General features: G+C 46.5%; 24 protein-coding genes. 6 read left to right on the forward strand and 18 right to left on the reverse strand.

The features are described 5' to 3' along the window. Positions 1 to 23: 23 nt before the first annotated feature. Positions 24 to 1,376, reverse strand: a complete 1,353-nt coding sequence (locus GKG41_RS15670; protein ID WP_154260332.1) for an MATE family efflux transporter — start codon at positions 1,374 to 1,376, stop codon at positions 24 to 26. Positions 1,377 to 1,460: 84 nt separating this feature from the next. On the opposite strand from GKG41_RS15670, the gene GKG41_RS15675 reads away from it, so the two are divergent. Beyond that, positions 1,461 to 2,276 carry a MerR family transcriptional regulator gene (locus tag GKG41_RS15675; protein WP_154260334.1) on the forward strand — a complete coding sequence of 272 codons (816 nt, stop codon included), beginning with the start codon at positions 1,461 to 1,463 and terminating at the stop codon, positions 2,274 to 2,276. A gap of 5 nt (positions 2,277 to 2,281) precedes the next feature. Here the strand turns inward: GKG41_RS15675 and GKG41_RS15680 are convergent, their stop codons facing one another. The 7 genes from GKG41_RS15680 to GKG41_RS15710 all read right to left on the reverse strand — a co-directional run bounded on the left by GKG41_RS15680 (position 2,282) and on the right by GKG41_RS15710 (position 8,974). Continuing rightward, positions 2,282 to 2,653, reverse strand: a complete 372-nt coding sequence (locus GKG41_RS15680) for a DUF1622 domain-containing protein (RefSeq protein WP_154260336.1) — start codon at positions 2,651 to 2,653, stop codon at positions 2,282 to 2,284. Positions 2,654 to 2,664: 11 nt separating this feature from the next. After that, positions 2,665 to 3,657, reverse strand: coding sequence for an NAD-dependent epimerase/dehydratase family protein (locus tag GKG41_RS15685; RefSeq protein WP_154260338.1), 993 nt, complete (start codon positions 3,655 to 3,657; stop codon positions 2,665 to 2,667). A 107-nt stretch (positions 3,658 to 3,764) separates the two neighbouring features. After that, a complete protein-coding gene (locus tag GKG41_RS15690; protein ID WP_154260340.1) occupies positions 3,765 to 4,868 on the reverse strand; it encodes a DUF362 domain-containing protein in 1,104 nt (367 codons plus the stop codon). Between the two features lie 46 nt (positions 4,869 to 4,914). Beyond that, positions 4,915 to 5,754, reverse strand: coding sequence for a ZIP family metal transporter (locus tag GKG41_RS15695; protein WP_154260342.1), 840 nt, complete (start codon positions 5,752 to 5,754; stop codon positions 4,915 to 4,917). 303 nt (positions 5,755 to 6,057) lie between these two features. Beyond that, on the reverse strand, positions 6,058 to 6,306 hold the full coding sequence (locus GKG41_RS15700) for a hypothetical protein (RefSeq protein WP_154260344.1): 249 nt from the start codon (positions 6,304 to 6,306) through the stop codon (positions 6,058 to 6,060). Next, the gene (locus GKG41_RS15705) at positions 6,288 to 6,602 is read right to left on the reverse strand and encodes a hypothetical protein (RefSeq protein ID WP_154260347.1); all 315 of its coding nucleotides are present in this window, start codon (positions 6,600 to 6,602) and stop codon (positions 6,288 to 6,290) included. Before GKG41_RS15705 ends, GKG41_RS15700 begins: the two co-directional genes overlap by 19 nt. Positions 6,603 to 6,781: 179 nt before the next feature. Beyond that, a complete protein-coding gene (locus GKG41_RS15710; protein WP_154260349.1) occupies positions 6,782 to 8,974 on the reverse strand; it encodes an alpha-galactosidase in 2,193 nt (730 codons plus the stop codon). Positions 8,975 to 9,236: 262 nt separating this feature from the next. Here GKG41_RS15710 and GKG41_RS15715 point away from each other — a divergent pair, with 262 nt between their 5' ends. After that, the gene (locus tag GKG41_RS15715; RefSeq protein WP_154260351.1) at positions 9,237 to 10,100 is read left to right on the forward strand and encodes an AraC family transcriptional regulator; all 864 of its coding nucleotides are present in this window, start codon (positions 9,237 to 9,239) and stop codon (positions 10,098 to 10,100) included. A 115-nt stretch (positions 10,101 to 10,215) separates the two neighbouring features. Here the strand turns inward: GKG41_RS15715 and GKG41_RS15720 are convergent, their stop codons facing one another. From GKG41_RS15720 to GKG41_RS15740, 5 genes are all read right to left on the reverse strand, one after another. Continuing rightward, the gene (locus tag GKG41_RS15720) at positions 10,216 to 10,704 is read right to left on the reverse strand and encodes a transcriptional repressor (RefSeq protein ID WP_226904368.1); all 489 of its coding nucleotides are present in this window, start codon (positions 10,702 to 10,704) and stop codon (positions 10,216 to 10,218) included. An 18-nt stretch (positions 10,705 to 10,722) separates the two neighbouring features. Then, complete coding sequence (locus GKG41_RS15725; RefSeq protein ID WP_154260353.1) at positions 10,723 to 10,863, reverse strand: FeoB-associated Cys-rich membrane protein; 141 nt, start codon at positions 10,861 to 10,863, stop codon at positions 10,723 to 10,725. A gap of 68 nt (positions 10,864 to 10,931) precedes the next feature. Continuing rightward, complete coding sequence (feoB, locus tag GKG41_RS15730) at positions 10,932 to 13,118, reverse strand: ferrous iron transport protein B (protein ID WP_154260355.1); 2,187 nt, start codon at positions 13,116 to 13,118, stop codon at positions 10,932 to 10,934. Positions 13,119 to 13,248: 130 nt separating this feature from the next. Further along, positions 13,249 to 13,467 (reverse strand): FeoA family protein, encoded by a 219-nt coding sequence (locus GKG41_RS15735; protein WP_154260357.1) that lies wholly within the window; start codon positions 13,465 to 13,467, stop codon positions 13,249 to 13,251. 16 nt (positions 13,468 to 13,483) lie between these two features. Further along, positions 13,484 to 13,699 carry a FeoA family protein gene (locus tag GKG41_RS15740; protein WP_154260359.1) on the reverse strand — a complete coding sequence of 72 codons (216 nt, stop codon included), beginning with the start codon at positions 13,697 to 13,699 and terminating at the stop codon, positions 13,484 to 13,486. 202 nt (positions 13,700 to 13,901) lie between these two features. Between GKG41_RS15740 and GKG41_RS15745 the strand changes: the two genes are divergently transcribed. Further along, the gene (locus GKG41_RS15745) at positions 13,902 to 14,261 is read left to right on the forward strand and encodes a metal-dependent transcriptional regulator (protein WP_154260361.1); all 360 of its coding nucleotides are present in this window, start codon (positions 13,902 to 13,904) and stop codon (positions 14,259 to 14,261) included. 56 nt (positions 14,262 to 14,317) lie between these two features. Here the strand turns inward: GKG41_RS15745 and GKG41_RS15750 are convergent, their stop codons facing one another. Both GKG41_RS15750 and GKG41_RS15755 read right to left on the reverse strand, forming a co-directional pair. Then, the gene (locus GKG41_RS15750; RefSeq protein ID WP_226904366.1) at positions 14,318 to 15,883 is read right to left on the reverse strand and encodes a xanthine/uracil/vitamin C permease; all 1,566 of its coding nucleotides are present in this window, start codon (positions 15,881 to 15,883) and stop codon (positions 14,318 to 14,320) included. Positions 15,884 to 15,910: 27 nt separating this feature from the next. Next, positions 15,911 to 17,287 carry a monomethylamine:corrinoid methyltransferase gene (locus GKG41_RS15755; RefSeq protein ID WP_154260363.1) on the reverse strand — a complete coding sequence of 459 codons (1,377 nt, stop codon included), beginning with the start codon at positions 17,285 to 17,287 and terminating at the stop codon, positions 15,911 to 15,913. Positions 17,288 to 17,689: 402 nt separating this feature from the next. Here GKG41_RS15755 and GKG41_RS15760 point away from each other — a divergent pair, with 402 nt between their 5' ends. Further along, on the forward strand, positions 17,690 to 18,202 hold the full coding sequence (locus tag GKG41_RS15760; protein WP_154260365.1) for a ferritin: 513 nt from the start codon (positions 17,690 to 17,692) through the stop codon (positions 18,200 to 18,202). 27 nt (positions 18,203 to 18,229) lie between these two features. Further along, positions 18,230 to 18,466, forward strand: coding sequence for a kinase (locus tag GKG41_RS15765; protein WP_154260367.1), 237 nt, complete (start codon positions 18,230 to 18,232; stop codon positions 18,464 to 18,466). 59 nt (positions 18,467 to 18,525) lie between these two features. Here GKG41_RS15765 and GKG41_RS15770 read toward each other — a convergent pair whose 3' ends face one another. The 3 genes from GKG41_RS15770 to ahpC form a co-directional block, all read right to left on the reverse strand. Then, positions 18,526 to 19,791 carry an MFS transporter gene (locus GKG41_RS15770; RefSeq protein ID WP_154260369.1) on the reverse strand — a complete coding sequence of 422 codons (1,266 nt, stop codon included), beginning with the start codon at positions 19,789 to 19,791 and terminating at the stop codon, positions 18,526 to 18,528. Between the two features lie 2 nt (positions 19,792 to 19,793). Further along, a complete protein-coding gene (locus tag GKG41_RS15775) occupies positions 19,794 to 21,443 on the reverse strand; it encodes an FAD-dependent oxidoreductase (protein ID WP_154260371.1) in 1,650 nt (549 codons plus the stop codon). A 73-nt stretch (positions 21,444 to 21,516) separates the two neighbouring features. Continuing rightward, positions 21,517 to 22,080, reverse strand: a complete 564-nt coding sequence (gene ahpC, locus GKG41_RS15780) for an alkyl hydroperoxide reductase subunit C (protein WP_072851923.1) — start codon at positions 22,078 to 22,080, stop codon at positions 21,517 to 21,519. Positions 22,081 to 22,209: 129 nt separating this feature from the next. Between ahpC and GKG41_RS15785 the strand changes: the two genes are divergently transcribed. Further along, positions 22,210 to 23,004 (forward strand): SDR family oxidoreductase, encoded by a 795-nt coding sequence (locus tag GKG41_RS15785; protein WP_154260373.1) that lies wholly within the window; start codon positions 22,210 to 22,212, stop codon positions 23,002 to 23,004. Positions 23,005 to 23,128: the final 124 nt, after the last annotated feature.

Raw genomic sequence — 23,128 nt, forward strand, 5'->3', positions numbered from 1 at the left:
GGCGGATGTGCCGTTTGAATGCTTTAATTTTCCGTGAGAACCCTGGGTGTGCCATAATGATAAACCTCTTTTTTTGCCCTGAAAAAATAAACAGAAACAAATATCGTCATCCCTTCAGCCAGAGGGACTGCAAACCACACGCCGTCAACACCGATCAGATACGGAAGTAATAATACACTGGCTACGATGAACACAAAGGTCCTTAAAAAGGATATCGCAGCTGAAACCTTTCCATTGGAAAATGCCGTGAACATAGCGGACGCAAAAATATTGATTCCGGCAAATACATAGTTAAAAGAAAATAAGAAGAACCCTCTTCTTGCAATCTCATAGATTGCAGAGCTTTTGGGTGTGAAGATCTCTACAATTATAGAAGATCCGGCTAATGCAAAGATGCAGATCAGCACGGAGGAGATCCCGATAAAACTAATGCATATTTTATAGATTCGCTTCAGCAGCTTCTCATTCTTGCTCCCATAATTAAAGCTGAAGACAGGAGCCACCCCAATAGAGAAGCCCAGGTACAGGGCATTAAACAGAAACTGGCCGTATAATACAATGGTAATAGCGGCTACCCCTTCTTCTCCCAGAAGTCTCAGCATAATAATATTAAACAGGAACGTAACAATAGCGGTTGACAGATTCGTCACCATCTCCGAGGAACCGTTCAAACAGCTGTCCCCCAGTACCTTCCAGTCAAGTCTGGGACGGATAAAGTGCAGATCATGGTTCCGGGAAGCAAAGTAGATAAGACCCGAAACCGCCGGGATAAGCTGTCCGAAGCCGGTTGCCAGCGCCGCTCCTGCGATCCCCATCTGCAGAGGCCCCATCAGTATATAGTCCAGGACAGCATTGGTAATTCCTCCTGCCACAGTGACCGCCAGACCTATCCCCGGGCGGCCGGCAGTTACAAAAAAGCTCTGGAACAGCAGCTGAAGCATACAGGCAGGTGCAAAGAACAGCAGAATACTCAGATATGTAATACAGTATTCCATAATCCTCTCCGTTGCCCCCATTGCCGTTACCAGGGGATGGATGAATAGATTTCCCGCCGCCAATGCCGTGGCTCCAAAGAGAACCCCCACCGTAACAATCATGGTGAAATTTTCTTTTGCCTCCTTCTCTTTCCTTTCCCCTATCTTTTTAGCAATGATAGCGCTTCCTCCGGTTGCCAGCATAACTCCTGCAGCAATCAGAATATTTACCGCCGGATATATAATATTAGCTGCAGACAGCGCATCACTGCCTACCAGTCTGGATATAAATACCCCGTCAATAATTGTGTACAAAGACATGAATACCATCATTGCCATAGAGGGCAGCGCAAACTTTAGTAATGTAAAAAATTTAAAGTCCTGTCCGATTGATTTTGTCATAATATCACCTCATTTTCTTGCATTTTGCGCCCTTATTAGATATGATATGGTATAGGGTAACCCGATAGTCAAGAGGAAAAAATCATGAATCAGAAAGAAATGTATTTAACCACCGGAGAGTTTGCCAGGCTTACCGGGGTAACCAAACACACCTTATTTCACTATGATGAGATTGGCCTGTTTTCTCCTGCGGTGAAGGGAGATAACAATTACAGATACTATACCGTATCCCAGCTGGATGTGTTTGATGTCATCTGGACACTAAAAGAACTGGATATGCCGTTAAAAGAGATCAAATCTTATCTGGAACATAAAAGTCCCGGAGCTCTGCTTCAATTACTGGAAAAGGAAGAGGCCATTATTGACGGGAAACTGTCCCAGCTGAAAAAAACGAAAAAGTGGCTCCGCCGCAAAAGACAGTTCATCACCGACGCGCTGGAGCAGGATTACACTAAGATTCAGGAAAAAGAATGCAATGCCCAATATTATATAGCCTCCCATGCAGATGCCGCAGATGATTTTTCCCTGGCTCTGAAAATCGGAGAACTTATCGATTACTGTGAAAAGCTGGGGTTCAAGAGTACTCACAATATCGGATACCTCCACAGCAGGGCTCAGATAGAAAAGGGAATCTATGACGATTACCGGAATATTTATCTGATCCTGGATGCTCCGCCATCCAAAATCAGATACCGGCTAAAACCGGGGGGAAGATACCTTTTTGTGTATCACAAAGGGCATTGGAAAACCATTGGGGACTCTTATGACCGGCTCTTTTCCTATGCACGGGAAAATAAGTTAACGCTTGGGGATTTCTTTTATGAAGACAGTCTATTTGACGAGCTTACCATGTATGGATATGAAAATTATATCACTCAGATATCGGTACAGCTCCTATAGACTGCTTATGGCCGGGAATCCCCAGGTCCTTCTTTCTCCTCCCCCCTTTGGTGACTGAATTCATACTCCTCCTCTTCATTTTTAATTTCCCAGTTAATAAGAACTGCCAGTATGGTCCTAAGAATAATGATTGCGCCAACCATAATAATCTCAGACATATCCCTGATAATAACCGTGCGCAGAATCTCTCCTCCCAGCTTGAATTCCAGTCCCATGGAAAGTCCTTTTGCCAGGATCAGCCTGGTATTGGGTTTTCTGCGTATGTAATTTACAATCCCCTGGAGGCCTGAAAAGGTAATGACACCCACTCCGATGCACTCGAAAATCAGAATTGCTGCCCGCGTTACCAGAATCAGTATATCTTCTAAATATTCCATAGGCACCTCCCTCAACGATTTTTTATATCCAGCCAGCGAATGGTGTCTGTCACTGTATCATACAGATCTCTCGGAATGTACCCCAGTTCACTGGTGGCTTTATCATGAGAAAACCTGTCGTTGCTGGTCAGAGTATACAGAGAATAGCTGGTATATAAGGGGCGTTTTTTTCTGCATCGGGCGTAGAATCCTATTAAAGGTACCGACGCCCTTGCCACCCATACCGGCAGCACCGGGAGGCAGCGTCCTCCCTGAATCTGCCGTATCATTTTAATAACTTCACGGATCTCATAATGGCGGTTAGACAAAATGTAGCATTCCCCGCATGTTCCCTGTTCTGCCGCTGCGAGACATCCTTCTGCTACGTCACGGACATCTACAAAATCATAACCGCCCTTTACTCCTGCGGGAAGGCTTCCTTTCATATAATCGTATATAAACTGGACAACATAGTTCCCCTTTTTGTCATAAGGCCCAAGTATCCCAGAGGGATGCACCACCACGGCATTTGTACCTCGTCCGGCGCTTCTGAGCACCTCCCTGGTGGCCTGTGCCTTAGTCTTGGCATATCCGCCCACTACCAAATCAGGGGAAAATTGTTTTGCTTCTCTTATCACATGCAGCCTGTCCCCCTCCGGAATGGCATGTACAGAACTTACATAGACCAGCCTGTCAACCTTATACTTTCTGCAGGCTGCCAAGATTGTTCTCGTTCCCAGCACATTGACTTCGTACATCCCTCTGGTTAAATTCCCTGAGATGTCTACGATCCCTGCCGTATGCAGCAAAATGATACTGGATCCCTCCGTTCCCTCAAACAGGGGTTCCAGTTCCTGCAGATGCCGCACATCACCGCAGACGTAATCCACTCCCTTCAGAAGGTTCTCTTTTTCCCCTGGAAGTATAAGCCCCCTTACATTCTCGTGCTTTTTTTGGAGCAGTCTGATTAAAGTACTGCCCAGATGGCCATTGGCCCCGGTAACCAGATAAATTCTTCTCTTCATCACCTGTACACCTCCCCGAACACTGTACGCTGTATAAACACTTTTATATTATCTATTATAATGTAAGAATTCAGGGTGTACAACATTATTTTATCTCACGTTTCTTCCTATTGCTCCTGGTTTTCAATATAGTCCTTCAGGAAATCATATACCTGGTTTTCCGTAGGCGGACAGCCCTTTAGGTAACATTTGAATCCCCTGGTACAATTTCCGATCCCCAGCAGCCCATTCTTGCCTTTATAACCCTGTCCGATGGATATTTTCGTATGCAGCTTTTTCAGAAGCCCCTCTTCTTTTAATCTGTCCAGAGCAGGTATGAGATACCCGTAGCAGGCACTGCAGGAGTCCACCTCCTCCACCGCGTCCTGTAGCTCCACGATTTTTCTTGGAGATAATATCTTCTGCGGTTCTTCCTCCTGGCCGCAAAAACGGATGGCGGCTTTAGTAAGATCACAGCAGCCAACCCCCAGCTCAGCCGCCAGTTCAATATACGGCACATCTGATGTGTCATACTGAAGCAGGCTGCACACATAGGCATCACAGAGCACCGGATCTGCAGCTGTGAGAATGCGGTTCATAACTACCGGATTTCCACCATCCTCAAAATCCAAATCCCCGCAGATATTATCCACTACAATGAAATCCTGCCGGATTCCCGCATTCAGATGGGCAATAGGCTTGTGTAGCCCCATGGTATGGAAGCGCCTCTTTTCTTTGTTCGGTATCAGGCCCTTCATGTTCTTCAGGGCACAGGTTATCTTTGTCTGGCAGTGGCCTTTTAGAACCGGTACATTAATTAGAAAATCCAGGGCGGAAACACTGTCGCAGATCTCAAGATTCATCCCTGCGCAGCTGCAGCTTTTGTGTCCGTCCTTCTGGGTATCTGTAAATTCTACCTGGTATTCAGAAAACAGCCTGTCGTAACCGCATGCCTCTACAGTATCCCAGGTTTTATCCCCTACCCAGGATCCTTCCAGAACCACAAGATTTCTATAGCCCCGCTCCTGCAGGTATTCGATGATGCCTGCTACAATCTCCGGGTGAGTGGTAGCTCCCCAGGAAGGCGCAGAAGGAGATACCAGATTAGGCTTTATCCCTATCCGGAAACTTTTATCCGGAATACGGGCTTCAAGATCCGATTCCTCCAGAATACGTTTTGTCATCTCTTTATAATCTTCTCCGCTGATAATCAAGATTTCATTATTTTTCATTTCCTCATCTCCTTGTATAACAACTTACTTTCTAAGTATTGGCGTACTACAGATATATAATCAGAATCCCCACCATCATTCCCACAATGACGGAGAATGCCGGCGATTTGCTTCGGTACATGAGGATTGCCTGGGGCAGAATCTCCCCGAATACGACATAGAGCATGGCACCGCTGGCAAAACAAAGACTTAAAGCAAGCCCCAGAGGGCCTATGTCTCCCAGCCAGAATCCAAGCAGAGCGCCTATAATAGTAGGGGCCCCGCTCAATGCCGTCACTACTATGGCTCTTCCTCTGCTCATTCCTCCGCTTATGAGGGGCACTGCCACTGCCATTCCTTCCGGTATGTTATGCAGTCCGATAAGAACTGCCAGGACTAATGCTGATCCTGTAAACAGACTCTTGGAATTTGCAAAGGATGCCCCTATGGTCATTCCCTCCGGTACATTATGCAGCGCTATCGCACAAGCCATAACCGCCCCTGCAATAAACAGAGATGCCCTGGAATCCTTATTCCTTCTGTGCGCCTCAAGGTGATCGCTGTGAATCAATTCATTCAGGTCATCTGCCGTGTGAGGATGAGCCGCATCTATGTGGGGCACCTCAGAGTTGGTGCGTTTGTCAATGATATAATTTAAAAGAAACACCAGAGCTATTCCCATAAGAACCCCGGCAATAATGATGACAATATTGGTCTTTGTATTGATTGCGCTGATTAATAAATCAAAGCACACAATGCTCAGCATGACTCCCCCTGCAAAGCTTAGCAAAAGGCTCACGGTTTTCGTGGAGTCTTTTTTAAACAAACCGCCGATAATGCCTCCCATTCCGGTGCCCCCGACTCCTGCGGCCGCTGTAATAAGTATCACACTTTCTAATGCACTCATAATCTTTATCTCTCCCTGTCTCCTTATATTGGCTCATAGCTTGTTTTAAACAGTATCTATTTTACACCATTTAATACTGCTTGTCCGCCTATATTTGACATTATTTTCAACGGTGGACATTTGGGGACGTGTTCTTTCTAGAAAGAACACGTCCCCAAATAGGCAAGGGGTGTCCCCTTTTACAACTGCCCTGTCCCCAGTTTCTCTTTTTCTGATATATTAACTAAACTGCTTTTATTTATCATCTGTGCAAATAAAAAAGCAACACCTCCGGGCTGCGAGGTGTTACTTTTTTATTTGCCGTTATTTGGTTGTTCTTCTCCTTTTATAGATGATTGCACCACCAACTGTTCCGGACAATAAGAGAGCTAACATTGCACTGCTAATTGGTGTATTATCTGCTGTCTTTGCGCCTTTCGTCTTGGAGGTTGTTGATTTTTTCGCATTGCTTTTCTTAGGAGAAGCAGGTGATTTTTTTGTTATCTTGAATGTTTTCTTTATCGTTCCCGTATAGTTGCCCTTGAATTTAATTTCTACGGTTCCTGTTCCCACGGATGTGTTTTTACCGTATTCCAGATCATCCGGTTCGCTATGATATCCACTACTTTACCAAAGGGGTCATTATAATGGATGGAATGGCTGGTTTCCCTGTCTCCAATAGTGAGCAGAGGACAATCTGAACAGGTACCTTCCCACAGCTCATGGCACTTCACCCCCAGCTGTACATCTGGGGTAACATCTTTAATTCTCCGGTTAAAATAAAGCAGTCTGTGTGTATTCTGTTCTATGACATATACGCCAGTCTCTTCCAATGAGTCAAGCATTGCTCTTATATTCCAATCCTCCATGTGGCCGCCTCCTGCTCCGCTTCTAAGCCATACACTACTATTATCTAGTCAAATTATACTATAAAACGAACTTTTTATCACTAGAATTCCTTGTATAAACCAATAGAAATATACCGTATATGAAAAACAGCAGCACTGCCCTTTTCTCCACAAATCCGGACCGTACTGCTGCATGCCTGTTATCTGATTTTTTTTATATAGAAGCGGAAGCTCTCATACTCTGTCTTAGCTTTTGGAAGGGGAATCCCCCCCTCCATAAGTACTCCCCCGGGGTATTCCCTGTGATTCACCAGGTATATGCTGTTTTCCTCCAGCCCTTTCAATTTCATCAATACAGACGGACCGTTGGGATGAATCTTTAGCGTCACCACACACAACAGAGCCTCGCTTTTATCTTCTGCGGCGAATTCCCAGGCATGATACCCGTCATTGTATTCCGGGTCCGTCAAGCGGAAATAGCACCCTTCCTGAATCAGTGGATAATAGCTCCGATACTCTTCCACCTGCCGGCGGACAGCCTGCTTTTCTTCCCCTGTCATCTGATTCACATCCAGTTCATAGCCAAAAGTTCCCGCCATAGCTACCGTGGCTCTCGTCTCCAGGGGCGTATTTCTCCCTGTCTGTTCATTGGGACACCTGGATACATGAGAACCCACTGCACTTATTGGGTAGCCGAAGGAAGTACCGTGCTGAATGGTCAGACGTTCGATAGCGTCCGTATCATCGCTGCACCAGCTTTGGGGCGCGTAATAGAGCATCCCTGCATCGAAACGTCCCCCGCCTCCGCTGCATCCTTCCAGAAGGAGATCCGGATATCTGTCCGTAAGCCGCTCCAGAACCTCATACAGACCCAGGATATAACGGTGGGCCACCTCCCCTTGCTTCTCCGGGGGAAGTACGGCGCTGTAAATATCACAGAGGCTTCGATTAAAATCCCATTTTACATATTCAATCCTGGCATTGTCCAAAATACTGCAGAGCCGGCCGAATATATAATTTCTCACATCCTGCCTGGAAAAATCAAGAACCAGCTGGTATCGGCTTCGGACCGGTGCTTTTCCCGGAATACGAAGCGCCCAATCCGGATGTGCCCGGTACAAATCACTGTCCTCTGATACGCATTCCGGCTCAAACCAGATACCGAACTTCATCCCCAGCCTGTGAATCCTCTGTGAGAGTTCTGAGAGCGTGCATCCCAGTTTCTCTTCGTTTACTGTCCAGTCACCCAGTCCGGAAGTATCTGTATCCCTTTTGCCAAACCATCCGTCGTCCAGCACAAAAAGTTCTATCCCCATTGATGCGGCCTCTTTTGCCATGGCAAACAATTTTTCCCCTGTAAAATCAAAATAAACCCCTTCCCAGCTGTTAAGCATCACCGGTCTTCTGACTGTTTTATATTTTCCCCGACAGAGATTCTTTCGATAGGCCCGATGGTAAATCTGGGACAGATTCCCCAGACCCTCTTGGGCATAAGCCATTGCCGTCTCCGGTGCCCAAAAGGATTCCCCGGGTTTTAGATGGTATCTGAAATTGCCGGGATGAATGCCAAGTACAGCTCTTGTCTGATCATACTGATCCAGTTCCACCTCTCCCAGAAAGTCCCCGCTGTACAAAAGAGAAAACCCATAGCACGCTCCATGTTCTTCTCCTGCTGTTTTCTCACAGAGAATATAGAAGGGGTTCTGCTGATGGCTGGATGTTCCTCTGGTGCTTCCTACAGACTGAATTCCGTGTCGGAGACCCATTCTCTGGGGAGTACGCTCTTTCACATGCCTGCCGTAAAAAGTCAGCAGTTCCCAATCCCTGCCTGGGTAATCCACACAGGTGCTCATCACACGCTCCAGACAGATAGGAGCCTTACCTGTATTTTCCACTACAGCTGTTCGGGTAATCAGATCCAGCTCCTCTAAAACTCCGTAATATAAGGTGACCAGCACTTGTCCTGTGGTGTCCCTCATGCACACTTTTAGTGTCTCTGCCCCCGTCTCTTCTTCCCAGTACAGTGCCGGAAGACCGGGAATCCTGTATTTCCCTGGCCTCACTTCAGCCCCTGCAAACCGCAGTTCACAGGAAGTGCTGCCATCCGGAAAGACCACCTTCAAAGCGCTGGTACGGTAGTCCCCGCTTCCAAAAGAGGAATACTCCTGAGGCAGCGCGTCCAGGGAATAGGTTCTGTCGTTCCCCTTATCGTAGGGATTGCCTGAGAACCCCCGGTCTTCACAGATTATTCGGTACGAATAGTCCCAGACCGCCGTCTTTTTTCCATAATATGTGTGCAGCAGTACTCCGGCCTCGTCCACCTTCATCTGATACATGGTATGGGCCGTCAGCAGTGTAAACAGTGTCTGACTATCATTGATCCGGATTGCCATAAAAAACCTCCTCGTCCTTCTTTTATTTTACCGCCCCGTTTAGTATCTGTTTCTGGCAAATCAGTTAAAAAGCCAGTACCGGCAGCAGCTCTTACATATCCTCTTTCCTTATTTAAAATAGTAGCATTTTACCCTTTTTCCGTAAATATTTCTATGAGTCAGCATTTATTCCCTTATTCGTCTTTCCACGGAAATAGTTGAAGTATAGACGCATTTTGGTATATAATAGAACAAAATTACGATTCTCTGCCGGAGGTGAAATATGTCCAATGTTTTATTTTCTATTTTTCCGAACGAACATTTTATGGATTTAACTTTATACCAATTTGGGTATGAAAAATGTGCTCCGCTTCACTCTTTCGGCCCCTTTGTGAGAAATCACTATTTATTTCATTACGTAATCTCAGGAAAAGGAACCCTGCACTCCAATGATGCGCATAACAATGCGGTCGTCTACCACCTGACGGAAGGGTCCGGTTTTTTAATTGAACCGGAATTTGTCAATCTTTATTATGCGGATGAAAAAGAACCCTGGGAATATATCTGGTTAGAATTCGGCGGATTAAGAGCCAAAGAATTTCTGGAGATTGCCGGCCTTTCCAGAGAGCATCCAGTCTTTACCCCGGATACTCCCCTCCATGGGGAAGAGCTCCTGAACGAAATGTTTTCTATTGTCCGGAATACTGCCGCCTCTCCCTTGGGCCAGATTGGCCATCTCTATCTGTTTATGGATCGGCTCATAGCAGGCTCCTCCGTCAGAAGGAAGCTCCAGGGAGGACGGCTGAGCGAATTCTATGCCCGGGAAGCAGTAACTTTTGTCGAACAAAATTATTCCAGGAATATCACTGTCTCAGATATGGCCAAACGCTGCAGCCTGGAACGCAGTTACTTCGGCAAAATCTTTAAAGATGTCATGGGACAGTCCCCTCAGGACTTTCTCATTCACTACCGTATGTCAAAAGCCGCAGAGGCCTTAAAACTGACGGATTCCTCCATCGGTGAGATAGGAAGTTCTGTGGGATATTCGAATCAGCTTCATTTCTCACGGGCTTTTAAAAATGTCTGGGGGATTTCTCCCAGAGAGTACAGGCAGAAGTATAGGCTCATACCCCCCGGGGAACCGTAAAAACCCGGAGAAAAAGCAGCAGGCAGGGAAATGGACGTTTTCCTCTGTCTGCTGCTTTTTTCTATGATTTGTGCAAACTTTTATGTTCTCCTGTATCTGTGCAGTCCGGGTTTCGTCAGCAGCCAGCCCTTTCACATCCACAGGGTTTTACTGTAATTGATGAAATCTTCTGCCGCTCCAGATACCCGCAGGCAGACAGGCCGGCTCTCACCACGGTGTTCCATTTCTGGGCGGAAAGATGGTATACGGTCTCGTCATCAAGCACCACCGTGCAGGCGTCCTCCATAGAACAGTTTTCTGAGTATGCTACTTTATACATGTTTTTTCTGCTGATGGCTCCTATCTCCTCCAGCACATTCACCATGCGGTATACCGTTGCTGCGCCGATTCTCTCATCTACCTTAGACGCCATATAAAATATTTCCTTGCAGCTTGAGCACTCATTCTTAAGGATAATATCAAGCAGAGTCAGGCGCTGTTTAGTAATCCTGCAGCCACGCTCCCGCAATTTTTCTATGATAATCTCCCTCTGCATCTGCGTACGCTGATAGCTTCTGGAATCTGGAAGTTTTCTTTTCTCCTTATTATTTCTTCTATCTGTCACCTCAGCCTCTTTCCCTTTCTAGTGTCTGCAATGACCGCCGCAGTGTTTGCAGTCACATCCGCACTGGAGCGATTTTCCATTCTTTTTACTCCGTATCATACTTCTTACAGCCAGGCCAACCACACCTATGACAATAACTCCAACTACTATGGTTCCCATATGCTCTTGCACCTCCTTATAGTCTGAGCCTGCATCTCTATGCAGGCTCATGCCGGGCTTCATGCTGCTTACTGTTTCGCACTCGCCATTCTTTTGAGATTTACATTCAGTGTCTTGCTTTCTCTGTACGGTCTTACCAGCAGATAGATAAATCCAATCACAAGAAGAATCGCTGTCACAGTTCCGATTCCGAATACTCCTGCAGTCATCCAGTTACCCAGCTGGTATACACAGAGGGATACCCCATAGGCAAGAATAGTCTGATATCCGATGGCAAACCAGAACCATTTCACATTGTTCATCTCTCTCTTGATAGCGCCCATTGCTGCAAAGCAGGGTGCGCACAGCAGATTGAATACCAGGAAAGAGTATGCCGCAGCTGCTGTCATACTGCCGGCAAGGGTTCCCCAGATCTCGGTTCCGTCCTCTGCCACTTCTGCGAAGCCATAAAGGATACCAAAGGTTCCCACTACATTTTCTTTTGCCACCAGTCCGGTAATTGCTGCCACAGCAGATCTCCAATCCCCCCATCCCAGAGGAGCAAAGATCCAGGCGACTCCGTTTCCTATAGCCGCAAGAATACTGTGATTCAGTTCCATGTCTTCCAACATTCTGAACTCGCCGTCTACCCATCCAAAATATGAGGTAAACCATACAAAAATGGTAGAGAGAAGTATGATTGTGCCGGCTTTCTTTATAAAGGACCAGCCTCTTTCCCACATACTGCGAAGTACATTGCCGACGGTAGGAAGATGGTAAGCAGGAAGCTCCATAACAAAAGGCGCCGGGTCCCCCGCAAACATTTTTGTTTTCTTTAATATAATTCCGGAGCAGATAATTGCCGCGATTCCCACAAAGTACGCGCTGGGCGCTACCCACCAGGCTCCCCCGAAGAGGGCCCCTGCAATCAGGGCAATAATAGGAAGCTTGGCGCCGCAGGGAATAAATGTTGTTGTCATAATGGTCATCTTGCGGTCTCTGTCGTTTTCAATGGTTCGTGAGGCCATAACTCCCGGTACACCACATCCGCTTCCAATTAACATAGGAATAAATGATTTGCCGGACAGACCGAATTTGCGGAAGATTCTGTCCATAATAAATGCAATTCTGGCCATATATCCGCAGGATTCCAAAAATGCCAGGAAAATGAACAGCACCAGCATCTGGGGCACAAAGCCAAGAACGGCGCCCACACCGGCCACAATACCATCCAAAATCAGCCCCTGAAGCCAGGCAGCGCAGCCAACCGCAGTAAGAGCAGACTCGATCAGTACGGGAATGCCCGGTATCTCAAGTCCAAATAAGCTCCAGCCGTCTCCAAATACTCCTTCATTCGCCCAGTCAGTGGCCCAGGTTCCCACTGTAGTCACTGAGATGGAATATACAATAAGCATTACCACCGCGAAAATGGGCAGTGCCAGGAACCGGTTTGTAACAATCCTGTCAATCTTATCCGATGTGGTAAGTTTCTCTTTGCTGTGCTTCTTATAACACTGGCTGATAATGGAACCAATGTACTCATACCGCTCGTTGGTAATAATACTCTCTGTGTCATCGTCCATCTCTTCTTCTATCTGCCGGATCTCCTCTGAAACATCAGGTACATGCTTCATCTGGGATTGAATCTTATCATCCTTTTCCAGCAGCTTGACAGCGAAAAATCTTCTCTGTTCCTGAGGAACTGTGCCATCAAGTTTATCTTCTACTGCTTCCAGGATCTGTTCCACCCCGGGTGCAAATTTATGCACTGGAGGGGTTCCCTCCTTTTTACCTGCTGCGGCAATGGCTTTTTCAGCAGCCTTCTGGACACCGTTTCCTTTCAGCGCTGAGATCTCAACAACTTCACATCCCAGCTTCTGGCTTAGTTTTCCGATATGTATCTTGTCACCTGACTTTTCTACTACGTCCATCATATTGACAGCCATCACTACCGGGATTCCCAGTTCCATCAGCTGTGTGGACAAGTACAGGTTTCTCTCAATATTCGTCCCGTCTACAATATTCAGGATGGTATCCGGCCGCTCACTGATCAGATAGTTTCTGGCTACCACTTCCTCCAGTGTATATGGGGAAAGGGAATAAATCCCCGGCAGGTCCATGATAATAACATCTTTATGACCTTTTAATTTTCCTTCCTTCTTTTCTACCGTAACCCCGGGCCAGTTTCCTACAAACTGGTTGGAACCTGTAAGCGCATTAAATAATGTAGTCTTTCCGCTGTTAGGGTTCCCTGCTAACGCAATTTTAATTGACATGTTCTACCTCTTTTCTGCCAAAATGGCAATTCTTTTTGCTTTATCTGTTGTATATTGTAATGTCTGTACACACTAATTATGATTCGCTCAAACTATCTTTAATTAGTTTAAACTAACCAATGGGCAAAAATCATTCCACCTGTATCATTTCAGCATCTGCTTTCCGCACGGACAGTTCATATCCTCTCACTGTAATTTCTACCGGATCTCCCAGAGGTGCTACCTTGCGTACAAAAACCTCCGTACCTTTGGTAATCCCCATATCCATAATTCTTCGTTTTACCGGACCCTCCCCGGCTACTTTAGTCACTTTTACGCTTTTCCCACAGGGAATTTCTTTCAGTGTCATTCTTGTCTCTCCTTCTTTATCCTACCATAATTTTGTTGGCCATATCTTTTCCGATAGCCACACGGGACTCCTTAACATTCACAATCATATTACCGCCAATCTCTGAGACTACAGTAACAATGCTGCCTGTTATAAAACCCAGATTTTCCAAGAATCTTCTTGTCTCTTCTTTTCCTCCAACCTTACGGATTACGTTAGGTTCTCCGGCTTTTACCATTGTTAACGGCATCATATCCCCTCTACTTTCTTAAAGATTGAAATTGATAATAGTTTTCATTTCTGTAGTTAGTATATTCTAACATCCAATTATTGTCAAGAACCTTATTGATACTTTTTCTCAATTACCTTTTGTTTGCTGTTGCGTGCCGGATATGTTATACTAATTGAATCTGACATACAAACAGTGAATATTATGGAATTAAGGTGGGAATACCATGCATGTGAATGAATCTGCTGAAAATTATTTGGAAACTATACTTGTCCTAAGCAAGTCACATCCCGTTGTCCGCTCCGTAGATATTGCGGAAGAATTAGGATTTAAAAAGTCAAGTGTCAGCGTGGCTATGAAAAACCTTCGTCAAAAAGAACATATCGTCATGTCAAAAGAGGGGTATATCACCCTGACGGAATCGGGACAAGAGATCGCTGAGATGATCTTTGAGCGCCATGAACTGTTAACAAACTGGCTGGTCCGTCTTGGGGTGGATGACAAGATTGCTGCAGAGGACGCCTGCAGAATAGAGCATGTGATCAGTAAAGAAAGTTTTGAGGCTATAAAAAGACATATCAAGTGAAGATCATACTTCCATTGCAGGAGGCAGCTGGTTCAAACCAGCTGCCTCCTGTTTCATCATACATAATCAAAGTCATCCGGCGCGTCAAACCATTTGCCTTTTCCCAGATTCAGGATAAAACAGATTACCGCCATCACCAGATAAGCCAGAGCAAAGGGAGAGGTGAGATGCAGCCCCAGCTCAGCGCTGTGGATAAATCCAAAGGCAGACAGCAAAGCACCCACCAGACAGGTGATTCCCACTGCATTTAGCTTTTTCTCAATAATAAACACGGTCATTGTGCCCAGAAGAATCCCTATGATAATTGCCCCTGACTTTACCGCCGGCACTCCGTTCCACATAACCCCGGCATCGACCAGCTGTTGATTAATTTCCGGAGCGTATCCGGAAAGCCCGTTGGCCATTGTTTCTGTATAAGTTCCTGTAAGGCTTACCGCACCTGTAATCTGTGTAAACAGATAATCAGCAACCGGGGGCACCATTGCTATCCCCACTGCTGCATAGTGCCTCACCGGCGTATCCTTGAACGCCTGGGATACCATAACGATGGCACACCAGATATATGTAATAGCACAAACAGCAGGCGGCACCAGATTATTCAGGAATGTAAACAGTCCAAAAATGCCGGCCAGCCCGAATACGATGCCCGAGACTGCCGAATAACCGATTCCTGCCTCTGATTTCTTAAGTCCCGCATGCCCCAGCCACACAGTGTTGGGAACTACGCCTCCAAATAAAGCAGAAAACATGGTACATATGCCGTCAGCAAACTGTGCTTCCCGGACACTGTAATTGTCTCCCGCTGCATTGGCAGCCTCCACATTGTCCATCGTCTCTATAAAATTATAGATTTCAATGGGGATAATAATTGTAAGGTAGGGAGCTACAACAGCAAATCCGCTGACAAGCGCCTGCACTGTAGTAACCGGATTCGGAAAATAAAAACCTATTCCGGAAAAGTCGAAGTGTGTCCGCCCCAGGCAAAGTGCATAGATAATGCCTCCCACAATTGCCACCACCAGAGGAGGAATTTTTTTTGGAAAGAGATATCCTCCAAATACACCGAACATGGCTACTATAAAAATAGGCAGCCCCACCACAGGATCCCGAAACACGTCAAACACACCCTGGGTTGCCATCCAGATAAACCCGATCCCGGCCACAGTGCCGAGAAGAGCTGCTCTCGGCACTTTTTTCTTGATCCAGGGGCCGATGATGCCGCCGCAGAATTCAACAAACCCGCCGATAAAACAGGCCGCCACTGCAGCGGACCAGGCAAGCTGTGGATCCCCCAGCGCATAGTGAAGAGGGGTGATTACCCCGTAGAGCATTACAAACATAGCGGGAGTGGAAACACCGGAAGGCAGCGCTGTTACATCACTGCGCCCTTCCTTTTTAGACAGCTTGTATCCCATATAGCAGTAATACAATCCTCCCAGAAGCAGTCCGATGGACATTCCCGGTATCACCCGGCCATACACAATTTCATCCGGCCACTTAAGAACCCCTGACAGAGTGGCAATTACAATGAGATAGTTCACAATGTTATTGGTCACAATATATGTGATACCGCCCAAATCCCCGCGTTTAAAAAAAGGTACCGTAAGTTTTGTCTGATTCACTTTTTCCCATCCTTTCTCCTGCTGTGGCTAAAAACAGATTCCCATGTTTCTCAGCTCCTCTTTCACTTCCACATACATAGCTTCCCACTCAGGAATTGGAGTTACTGTCTCCATGTCGTACGCCTCGTCAAAGCGTTTTCCTTTATTCTTATCCTCCATCTGGAATATATGCTCATATTTTCCCAGAAGCTTTAACACGATCTCATTTGCCTGCGCCCGGGTCATTCCCTGTCTTGCCACAGCTTTGCCTACCTCGCCCATCAACCTTACTTCAAGCCCTGTGCCGTTGGGCTCTCTTCCGTTTGCAGATCCAAGCCCTTCCAGGTGTCCGCCGCATACGGTTACAACAATAGAATTCGCCGCCACTTCATAGAGAAGCTCTTTGGTGAGCGCGCCGCTGCTGGGCCACAGATCACATACAATAATGGCGGGAGCACATTTTGCAAAGATCTGGCAGAGTACTGCCTGAAGCCACAGGCATCCCCTGGCCGTGGTGGCCACTTCCTTGATATGGATGGGATGACAGAGGTGATAGTCTGCCAGGCACAAAATATTAGCTGCCAGGATAGATGCTGTCATTACAAGGGTGGCACCCGGAGCATCTCCCGCCAGGCCTCCCACCATAGTGCAGGCCAGAGAGGCATTTTTCATTCCATAATCAAGGGAGTTGGCAGCACGTATCAGATTCCCGTTGTCAATAATCAGTTCGTTAAACATCGCCACCAGATGGGAGTCGCATGGACGCAGGCAGCGCTCATAGGAGGCGCTCAGATCCCCCATTTCTGTAACCGCACTCTCAGCCGCCAAAAGCCCCATACCAGGCCTTCCCACAGCTTCCAGAGCCTTGTGGAGATACTGAAGTTCCCGCCTCACGGCAATCACTTCCGTGGGATCCCCGCTTTTCACAGTATGGCCGTCCACATCTACCAGAGATCCGCAGGTCAGCAAATCGACCACTGGTTCCTGGGCAGAGCTTAACACATTGGCATAATACATACGTTCCGGCGTAGGGCATCCCGGATTGCCGGCCCAGACAGCCGGTTCTCTTCTGTCTTCTATGCCTCTGGCTACAAGAGTATACGCGTCTTTGCCTTCTCCCATCACCAGCTCCTGTTTCATGTTCTTAATGCCCTGCTCAATCTCTTCCTCCGTAAATGTGATAATACGGCCTGTGGACATATTGTAGACACCGATTTTCAAAATCAGGGCTTTAGCAGCCGCCAGCATATCCTCCAAGAGACGGTCATCCTGGGGAATGAGAACCTCTTTGTCCCAGCTGAAGCTGTACTCCTCTACTAATTCCCGGACTTCGTCTATCAGATAGTCCATGTCCCACTCATTCTTTGTTACCTTTGTTCCAGTATAGCTCCTGGAACAGATTTCCAGATACTCCTTTGCATTCATCTGTTCATCCTCCTTATCCTATCACCATTTGCCAGATACTTACCGCAACAAGCACCGCCTGTCCCACTTCCAGTCAGTTCTTCCGCAACTCTGAACTGCAGCACTTATGATAATACCGAAATCTGTTTCTGCAGATTTCTATATATCAAAAAAGGACGAAAAACCTTTAAATCTAAAATTTAAATAGGTTTTTCGTCCTTTTATACGGTTGTTATAAAACTATTTGTAATATAATACCATATTTTGTTATTTTTATCAATATTTTCTATTGTTATCAGTATTTATTTCTCCTAATCCTTTTATAAGCCCTGCTGATAAAAGGAACTTTCCGGTAACTTATTGATTTTACAGAACATCTGTACTATACTGTAGACAAGCTTAGAACTGAAAGGAGAAATGATTATGTTAAATAAAAAAGTAGCTGAACTTTTAAATACACAGGTTAATAAAGAGTTTTATTCCGCTTATCTCTATCTCCACTTTGCTAATTTTTATGTGGAGCAGGGTCTGAACGGCTTTGCCAACTGGTACCAGGTACAGGCACAGGAAGAGCGGGATCATGCTATGTTATTTATACAATATATGCAAAATAATGATGTACCCGTCACGTTTGAGGCAATTGAAAAGCCTTCTTCTGGTCTCGGTGAAAATATGGATGCCCTGAAGGAGGGATTGGCCCATGAGCAGTATGTCACCGGCCTGATTCACAACATCTACGATGCCGCTTATAGTGTAAAGGATTTCCGGACCATGCAGTTTTTAGACTGGTTTGTCAAAGAGCAGGGGGAAGAGGAAACAAACGCGAATGATTTGATCAAAAAAATGGAGCTCTTTGGTTCGGATCCAAAAAGTCTCTATATGCTGGACCAGGAGCTTGCAGGCAGGGTATATGCTGCGCCTTCTCTGGTGCTGTAAGGCAGAAAAAAGGGAGGAGAGACCTATATGCGTCTTGAACAGATACAGACACTGCTGAAAGAACGGCAGCAGCCCTACTCCTATGTGGAAGAAGACGGCTGCGGCAGCATTGACTTTGAATACCGGGGAATTGCCTATCATGTCTGGGAATTCCAGGACGAGGCCTGGGGGGCTGAGACCAATGTGAGAAACGGCGGCTACAGCGAAGATCTCTACGGGGATTATGAAGCCCAGATCATACAGATTATTAATGAATGGAAATAAACCCGGAAAACCGGAAAACCAACTGATTGGTTTTCCGGTTTTTCTCTTTGGTGCTATTGCTATTTTCTGGTCTTCCAGGTAGGACAGCCGTCTATGGTACACCGGTTTTTCCAGCCTGCAGCAATACAGAACGCAGATATCAGCAGCAGAATGATAATGCCAAATAAAACCGGACGGTAATCATTTATAAAATCGTAGATAAACCCGTAGGCTGGAATCAGGAGGATAGATGCCAGAGGAGCTCCCATGGAAACCTTGGCATATATCTGCTCATAATCCTTCTGTCCATAAAAGGTAAGGGTCAAGATAGGCGCCAGCACCATAACGCCGGAGCTGACCAGGCCGTGCAGAAAGGTCGCTAGTCCAAAGATCATAAAGCTGTGGGATGCGAAAAGAAAGCCTGCTGCCGCCAAAAGTCCGATCACAATGATGCCATAGCAGGTTTTCAGACTGCCGATGCGGTCACTGATCATGCCTATGGCCACGGATCCGATGGAGCTTCCAACAGAGGCAAAGGCCAGCGCCATCCCTGTACTCTGGGCGGAGTAACCCAGCAGCTGTCCGTAGGTGGGAATATGCTGAACAAATACCCCCACTCCTGTAATCGCAATCATAAATATCAGCAACAGATAAAAAGATATGGATTTTAAGGCTGTCTTCTCCTCTATCTCTAGCTGCTGTTTGGGTTTTCCTTTGTCTGCCGCCGTCTTTTTTTCTTCTGCTCCATAGGGCAGCATACCGCTGTCTTTGGGCGAATTGCGCAGAAGTATTAATGACGACAATAAAATAACGGCAAATGTAACCCCTCCAACCATGATATAAGCAGTTCTCCATCCGCTTCCGGCTATGACAGCAGAGGTGACCGGCTGAAGGACAGCTCCAAACAGACTGACGCAGGCCATCTGGATGCCGAGCATAAGGCCTACATTTCTGGAAAACCACCGGTTAATCAGAATCGGCCCCAGAAGATTTACCACTATGGCCGCCCCTATGGCCTGGGGAACCGCAAGAAGATACCATCCGTATACCTTATTTAAAAACCCGCAGGCCGCAAATGAAACAGCCTGCAGTGCAGCCCCGGCCAGCGTCACTATCCGGATATCGTACTTGTTGATTAGCTTTCCCGCAAGGGGAAGAAAAAGTACCAGCACTACGGAGGAGATGCTCATGTAGAGGGAGAGACTTCCTATTCCAACCCCAATTTCCCGGGATACCGGCAGGAGGAAGAGACCTGAGGTCATATTGATTCCGCCCCCCGCAAATCCCCGTATTAGTATTACTCCCAGCAGTATATTCCACGCATAATGCCATCTTCTTTCAGTCATAGCTACCCTTCCTTTTCTATCTGCTCCAGAATCTGTTCCATGGAGAGTGCCCCGAATACGGTCTGTTTTTCATCTATAATCAACGCCGGTACACTCATAAGGCTGTACGTTTTTTTCAGCTGGGGGAACATACTGATATCTATCATTTCTGCCTCTATCTGCGGGTTTAAGACAGCCAGATGCTGTGCGGCTATTACGGTCTCCGGACAGAAATGACAGGACAAAGAGATTGCGATTTGCAGCTTTACCTTCCTTTGGACAGCCATCACCCGGTTTTGCACAGACTCTTCCACTCCCTGGCCAGGACCTGACAGATTATAGACAGCCAGCACGAAGGAATTAAACTCGTGGCCCGCCGGGATTCCGGCAAACTTAACCCCGCTGTATTCTTTTGTTTCTTTCAGAAGCGCAATCATAGGGAAGTTCTCAGCATTTACTTCTGCTTCCAATTCTTTATCCTCCCCCTTGCTCAGGATTTCCATATGAATCTTATTGCCTATACTGCATACCTCTTCACAAAATTTTCTAAGCTCTTCCGACTTTTTGCTGTCATCCAGGATAACTGCCAGGTAAGTCTCTCTCTCCAGTTTGTCAAACACCGTCTGTACCTGAGAACGCAATTCCTGTGAGATAATAGCAGGCTCATCTACAGAGTCCGCCTCTTTCTGCTCTGACACATCCCGGCTTTTTTCCTCCCGAATGCCGTGCCTTTCCTTGTATTCTGTGATGTACTTTTCTACCTGTGTTGCCGCAATCGCCCCGTCAGAGGTAGCTGTCACCAGCTGCCTAAGAAGCTTTGGCCTGAGATCCCCCGCAGCATAGACGCCGGAAAGATTTGTCTCCATCCGTTCATTGGTTATCACATGCCCTGCCTCGTCTAATGCAACCTGTCCCTGATACAACTCTGTGGAAGGCTGATAACCGATAAAGACAAAGATGCCGAAGGTTTCATCCTCCTTCGCAGCTTTGTACTCAAAGATCTCTCCCGTCTGATTATTTTTAAATACAGCCCCTCTGAGCACAGTATCCCCGTATGCCTCTGCAATCTCCGTATGAAACATAACTTCAATCTTCGGATGGGAAAGCACTTTGTCAGAGATGGATTTTGCGCACTTAAAAGCGCCTTTTCTCACCACAACAGTCACTTTTTTCCCAAACCGGGTAAGGTAGAGAGCCTCTTCAGCCGCACTGTAGCCGCCGCCGATTACAAAAATATCTTTTCCCTCAAAGAAAAAGCCATCACAGGTAGCACAGTACCCGATTCCTCTGCCCCTAAACTCCTCTTCCCCCGGAAACCCCAGTTTTTTAGGCTCTGCGCCTGTGGCCAGTATAACAGCCCGGCTTCTTAAAACCCCGGAGCTTGTCTCTACCTCTTTAATCTCCTGGGTAAGCTTCAGGTTCACTACATCCTGCTGGATAAATTCTGTTCCAAAGGAAGTAGCCTGCTCCAGCATTCTTTCTGCCAGTTCGGTCCCGGATATTTTTTTAAAGCCCGGATAATTCGCGATCTCATCTGTAATTGCCGCCTGACCGCCGGCTCCCTGTTTTTCCACAACAGCAGCCTTTAGCTTTGCACGGCCCGCGTAGATTCCCGCAGTCAGACCGGCACAGCCCCCTCCCAGAATCAGCAGATCATATATATCATTTTCCATATTTAAAATTCCTTTCCTGACCGTACTCAAAAATGCCGCATGGGGACCAGCTGCAGGTCCCTGCGGCAGATTCTTATAATTTTCCGATTAAATCAAGACTTGGAGAAAGTGTTTCCTCACCTGGCTTCCATTTTGCCGGACATACCTGGTCGCCGTGAACTGCTACAAACTGTGCAGCCTGTACCTTGCGCAGAAGTTCTTCCGCATCTCTTCCGATGCTGTTATCGTTTACTTCATACGCCTTTATGACTCCTTCCGGATTCACAATAAAGGTTCCGCGAAGAGCAAGTCCCTCCTCTTCTATGAGTACTTCAAACATGCGGGCCAGTTTTCCGGTAGGGTCCGCCAGCATCGGGTACTGGATCTTTCTGATGGTATCTGAAGTATCTGCCCATGCTTTGTGGACGAAATGAGTGTCTGTAGACACAGAATAGATCTCGCAGTCAATTTCCTTAAACTTCTCATAATTGTCAGCCAGATCCCCCAACTCGGTAGGGCATACAAATGTAAAATCTGCCGGATAAAATACAAATACCGACCAGTGACCCTCTATACAGTTTAAGGTTACTTCTTTGAACTCTCCGTTCTGATAGGACTGCACCGCAAAATCCTCTAATTTTCTTCCAATTAACGCCATAATTTCACCTCCTGATTTATTCTGTTTTAGTATCTGCGTACATGGCTGCTTTATGCAAAAAACGGAGTGTATATTTTGTGTACATCCGATAAAACTAACTGTAACATTATAAAATGAAGGTGGTAAAACATGAAAAAACTCCAAAACAAAACAGCTCTTGTAACCTCTGCAACAAAGGGCATCGGCCTGGCCTGTGCGTTAAAATTAGCAGAGGAAGGAGCCAGGGTATATATGGGTGTCCGCAGAATGGAGGATACTCAGAAAATTTGTGATGAATATAAAGAAAAAGGGTTTGATATGGCCCCAGTATATTTTGAAGCCACTAAAGAGGAGAGCTACGCTTCTATGGTGGATGAGGTGTTGGACCAGAGCGGCAGACTGGATATTCTGATTAATAATTTCGGCGTCGGCCGTCCCTCTGAGGATTTGGATCTGATTCACAGTTCCGAAAAAGCTTTTTTTGATCTTCTGCATCTGAATCTTGGAAGTGTGTACCGAATCTCCAAGCTGGTAATTCCCCATATGATAGAAAACGGCCAGGGAAGTATCGTAAATATATCCTCCGTCGGAGGGTCTATCCCGGATATCACCAGAATCGGCTATGGGGTATCCAAGGCTGCGGTTAACAATATTACACAGCAGATTGCCCTGCAGTATGCCCGGGATAACATCCGCTGCAATGCCGTTCTTCCCGGCCTGACAGCTACCGACGCCGCACTGAATTCCATGCCGGAATCCTTTGTGGCATCCTTCCTGTCTCATGTTCCCCTGAACCGCATGGGCAAGCCTGAAGATATGGCCAATGCAGCACTTTTCTTTGCCAGCGATGACTCCTCCTATATTACCGGACATATCATGGAAGTAGCAGGCGGGTACGGCCTGGGAACACCACAATATGCAGATATGGTTCGGAAATCCTTATAGGGAAAGCTGTCTAATGGGTATTTTAAGGAATCTGCCAAAAGAGGGCCTGGAGCAATCCGGCTCTCTTTTGGCATAACACTGACTCTTGACTTCCCTTCTCCCCCATCTTATAATTATCTTATAT

This window comes from Lactonifactor sp. BIOML-A5 (assembly GCF_009677585.1).
GTDB lineage: Bacteria > Bacillota > Clostridia > Lachnospirales > Lachnospiraceae > Lactonifactor.